Annotated in this window: 4 protein-coding genes; 1 reads left to right on the forward strand and 3 read right to left on the reverse strand. The window is 70.4% G+C overall.

The genetic code is table 11. The features are described from left to right. Window positions 1-64 precede the first annotated feature (64 nt). The 3 genes from G6030_RS11495 to G6030_RS11505 form a co-directional block, all read right to left on the reverse strand. Window positions 65-841, reverse strand: coding sequence for an SDR family NAD(P)-dependent oxidoreductase (locus G6030_RS11495; RefSeq protein ID WP_182643210.1), 777 nt, complete (start codon window positions 839-841; stop codon window positions 65-67). 50 nt (window positions 842-891) lie between these two features. Next, on the reverse strand, window positions 892-1,320 hold the full coding sequence (locus tag G6030_RS11500) for a VOC family protein (RefSeq protein ID WP_063973264.1): 429 nt from the start codon (window positions 1,318-1,320) through the stop codon (window positions 892-894). Between the two features lie 86 nt (window positions 1,321-1,406). Further along, the gene (locus tag G6030_RS11505; RefSeq protein WP_182643211.1) at window positions 1,407-1,994 is read right to left on the reverse strand and encodes a maleylpyruvate isomerase N-terminal domain-containing protein; all 588 of its coding nucleotides are present in this window, start codon (window positions 1,992-1,994) and stop codon (window positions 1,407-1,409) included. 134 nt (window positions 1,995-2,128) lie between these two features. On the opposite strand from G6030_RS11505, the gene htpG reads away from it, so the two are divergent. Beyond that, complete coding sequence (gene htpG, locus G6030_RS11510) at window positions 2,129-4,162, forward strand: molecular chaperone HtpG (protein WP_182643212.1); 2,034 nt, start codon at window positions 2,129-2,131, stop codon at window positions 4,160-4,162. Window positions 4,163-4,323: the final 161 nt, after the last annotated feature.

The raw sequence follows: 4,323 nt of genomic DNA on the forward strand, positions 1-4,323 counted from the left end.
GAAGAGGGGCCCCGCCGGATCCGATCCGGCGGGGCCCCTCTCGTCGTGTGCTGACCAGGTCAGATCACTTCGGTGGCATCCGGATGCCACCGTCGACGCGGATGGTCTCCGCGTTCATGTACGGGTTGGTGAGCAGCTCCATGACCATGGACGCCAGCTCGTCACCGGAGCCGAGACGCTTGGGGTGCAGGACGCTCTCGCCGAGCTTGGCCTTGAACGCCTCCGACTCCGGACCCTCGCCGTAGATCGGGGTGTCGATGAGACCCGGCGCCACGGTGTTGAGGCGGATGCCGGCGGCCGACAGGTCGCGGGCGACCGGGAGGGTCATGCCGACGATGCCGCCCTTGGACGCGGAGTACGCGGCCTGGCCGATCTGGCCGTCGAACGCCGCGACGGACGCCATGTTGACGATCGCGCCCCGCTGGCCGTCCTCGTCGGCCTCCTGGGTGCTCATCTTGGTCGCGGCCAGGCGCAGCATGTCGAACGACCCGATGAGGTTGATGTCGATGACCTTGCGGAACGAGTCGAGGTCGAAGGCCGACGAGTACTCGCCGTCGCGACCGATCGTGCGCTGCGCCCACCCGATGCCGGCGGAGTTGACGAGGTAGCGCAGCGGGCCCAGCTCGAGCGCGGCGGCGACGGCCTTCTCGTTGTCCTCGGTCTTGGTCACGTCCACGGCGACGAACGTGCCGCCGACCTCGTTCGCCAGGGCCTCACCCTTCTCGGCGTTGAGGTCGGCGACGACCACCTTGGCGCCCTTTGCGGCGAGTTGACGGACGACGGCGGCGCCGATTCCCGACGCACCGCCCGTGACGATGGCACTTGCTCCAGAGATCTCCATAGGAGCACCGTAACAAGCACGGGCGATGGATACGGGTGTCTTCCTCCGGGTTACTCGCCGGTGCCGGGAACCACGACGTCCCAGCGGATGCCGAACCGGTCGTGGACCTGCCCGTACCGGTCGCCCCACGGCGCGACCTCGAACGGCATCGCCATCTGACCCCCGCTTCCGGTGACCTTGTCGAGGAAGGCGCGGGCCTCGTCCTCGGTGTCGAAACCGAGCAGGAACGAGTAGACGTCATTTCTCAGCTGCGGCAGGGACTCGCCCATCGCGTCGCCGCCGGTGAGGGTGATCCCCGGCGCCTCGAGGGTCGCGTGGGCGACCGAGCCGTGCGGCGGGTCGAACGGGAAGTCGTCCGTCGACGGGAACTGATCGTAGGTCATCAGGCTGAGCTCCCCGCCGAAGAGCTCGTGGTAGTACGGGAACGCCTCCGAGGCGTTGCCCGGGAAGGAGATGTACGGGGCGCAGGTCATCGACATCTGCCGCGGCCTCTCGTCGTGGGCGACCGCCTGCCGGTGCCGCCCGGTAGCGATAACGCTAGACCCCTGGTGTGGTCGACGTCACGTTAAATCGAGTCGCGGCGGGTCCGGCGGCCGGACAGCGCGAGGAGCCGGGTGCGCGCATCGGCCCCGATCGGGACCGGAACCGCGTCGGCGAGCACGTCGAAGGACCGCATCAGCTCGACCACGTCCCGCGCGTGGGCGAGGGTCCACGCGGCGAGCTCCTCGGCGTCCTCCGACTCCCACGAGTCCGGGTCGAGGTCGTGGGCGTGGACGAGCAGCTCGAACACGCGCAGCGCGAGGAGGTCGCGGACGGGGATCTCGGCCAGCCGGTGCTGGACGGGGGCGTCCGCGTCGCGGGCCCGGGCGAGTTCCTTACGCAGGCCGGCAGAGGTGCGGTACAGCGCGGGGACCGGCTTGTCGCCGGCGTGGTCGGCGGTGCGCGTCCAGCCGATCTCCGACTCCGGCAGCCGCGGGAAGTAGGCGGCGTACCGCAGCCCGCCGCCCAGGACGTGGTTGGCCAGGTCGCGCCGGGACCAGCCCGGGCAGGCCTCGCAGTCGCCGTCGAGCGGCGAGGCGAGTGCGCGGGCGAACACCTTCGTCGACCGGTCGAGGACGTCGAGGTCCTCCGGGGGCAGTGGCGACGGGGTCACGGGCGGCACCTCATCTCGGGGAATGTCAGAGCTCCACACTAGGTTGGTCCTGACGGCGAGAACAGAGTGCATGTGGTGAGCGCGCCCGATACTCGCCCCCCGTGCGACGTGACGAGAAAGGACCGATACCCGACATGAGCCCGCAGACCTCCGGTGCCGCCGAGACCCGGGAGTTCCAGGCCGAGACCCGGCAGCTGCTGGATCTGATGATCCACTCGATCTACTCGAATCCGGACACCTTCCTTCGTGAGGTCATCTCCAACTCCTCCGACGCGCTGGACAAGCTCCGCCTGGCCGCGCTGCAGGACTCCTCGCTCGGGGTCGACACCTCGGACCTGCACATCGAGCTGGTCCCGGACGCGGCGGCCCGCACGCTGACCATCCGGGACAACGGCATCGGCATGTCGCGCGACGAGGTGGTGGACCTCATCGGCACGCTCGCCAAGTCGGGAACCGGGCAGATGCGGGAGGCGCTCGCCGCCGCCCGCGCCGCGCAGGAGTCGGGCGAGGTGTCGGAGCAGGCCACCGCGGACCTCATCGGCCAGTTCGGCATCGGCTTCTACTCGACGTTCATGGTGGCCGACACGGTCACGCTCATCACCCGCAAGGCCGGCGAGAGCACGGGCACGCGCTGGACGTCGAGCGGCGAGGACACCTACACGATCGAGGAGGCCCCGGACGCCCCGCAGGGTACGTCGGTCATCCTGCAGCTCAAGCCCGCCGGCGGGGACGCGGCCCTGCCGGACTACACCGAGGAACACACGCTGCGCCGCGTGGTGCGCACCTACTCGGACTTCATCGCGTGGCCCATCCGGATGGATGTCGAGCGCCCGGCGCCGGAGCCCGAGGAGGGCGCGGCCGACGGGGAGTCCGGCGACGCCCCGGCCGGCGGCACGATCACCGAGACCGTCACCCTGAACTCGCAGAAGGCGCTGTGGACCCGGCCGAAGTCGGAGGTCACCGACGAGGAGTACGCCGAGTTCTACCGCCACATCTCGCACGCGTGGGACGAGCCGCTGGAGACCATCACCCTCAAGGCCGAGGGCACGTTCGAATACCAGGCGTTGCTGTTCCTGCCCACGCAGGTGCCGTTCGACCTGTTCTCCCCGGACACCAAGCGGGGGGTGCAGCTCTACGTCCGCCGGGTGTTCATCATGGACGACTGCGAGGAGCTGGTCCCGCCGTTCCTCCGCTTCGTCAAGGGCATCGTCGACGCCCAGGACCTGTCGCTCAACGTCTCGCGCGAGATCCTGCAGCAGGACCGTCAGATCCGGGCGATCCGCAAGCGTCTGGTCAAGCGGGTGCTGCAGACCATCGAGCAGCTCCGCAACGACCGGCCGGAGGAGTTCCGCAGCTTCTGGGCCAACTTCGGCGCGGTCCTCAAGGAGGGCCTGATCTCCGATGTCGACGCCCGCGAGCAGCTGCTCGCCGTGAGCACCTTCGCGTCCACCCGGCCCGCCACCGCGTCGGAGAAGGCGCCGGAGGGCGAGGGCGAGAAGACCGGGGACGACGACGAGGTGGGCACCACCATCGCCGAGTACATCTCCCGCATGGCGGACGGGCAGGAGGAGATCTACTACCTCACCGGCACGTCCCGCGCGGCGGTGGAGAACTCCCCGCACCTGGAGGCGTTCCGTGCCCGTGGCGTCGAGGTCCTCATCCTCACCGACCCGGTGGACGAGGTGTGGGTGGACGCGGTCGGCGAGGTCGACGGCAAGCGGCTGCGGTCCGTGGCCAAAGGCGACGTGGACCTGTCCGGCATCGGCGCGGAGGCCGAGGAGGGCAAGGACGAGCCCGACGCCGCCGAGTACGCCGACCTGCTCACCTGGCTGGGCGGGGAGCTGTCCGACGAGGTCAAGCAGGTGCGCCTGTCGCATCGCCTCACCGAGTCGGCGGCGTGCATGGTCGGCGACGAGTTCGACATGACCCCGCAGCTGGAGGCCATGTACCGCGCCTCGGGTATGGAACTGCCCGTCAGCAAGCGGATCCTCGAGCTCAACCCCACGCACCCGCTGGTCGAGCGCCTGCGCGCCCGGCACGCCGAGGATCCCTCGGCGCCCGAGCTCAAGGACACCGCGCGGCTCATCGCTGGTGCCGCCGTCCTCGCCGAGGGCGGCACTCTGTCCGACCCGGCCGCGTTCGCCAAGCTGCTGGTCGACCGGATCTGACGGGCCGGTCGCGACCACCGGTCCCGACCATCGACTACGCCGCCCTGCGGAGACCCCGACCGGGTCACCGCGGGGCGGCGGCGTATCTCAGGACTGGTGTGCGGCCGCGGCGGACGCGGGTGACCCGGCCCGGCCGCCGGCGAGGTGGCCGCAGGCCAGGC

This window comes from Dietzia sp. E1 (genome assembly GCF_014145015.1).
Classification (GTDB): domain Bacteria; phylum Actinomycetota; class Actinomycetes; order Mycobacteriales; family Mycobacteriaceae; genus Dietzia; species Dietzia cinnamea_A.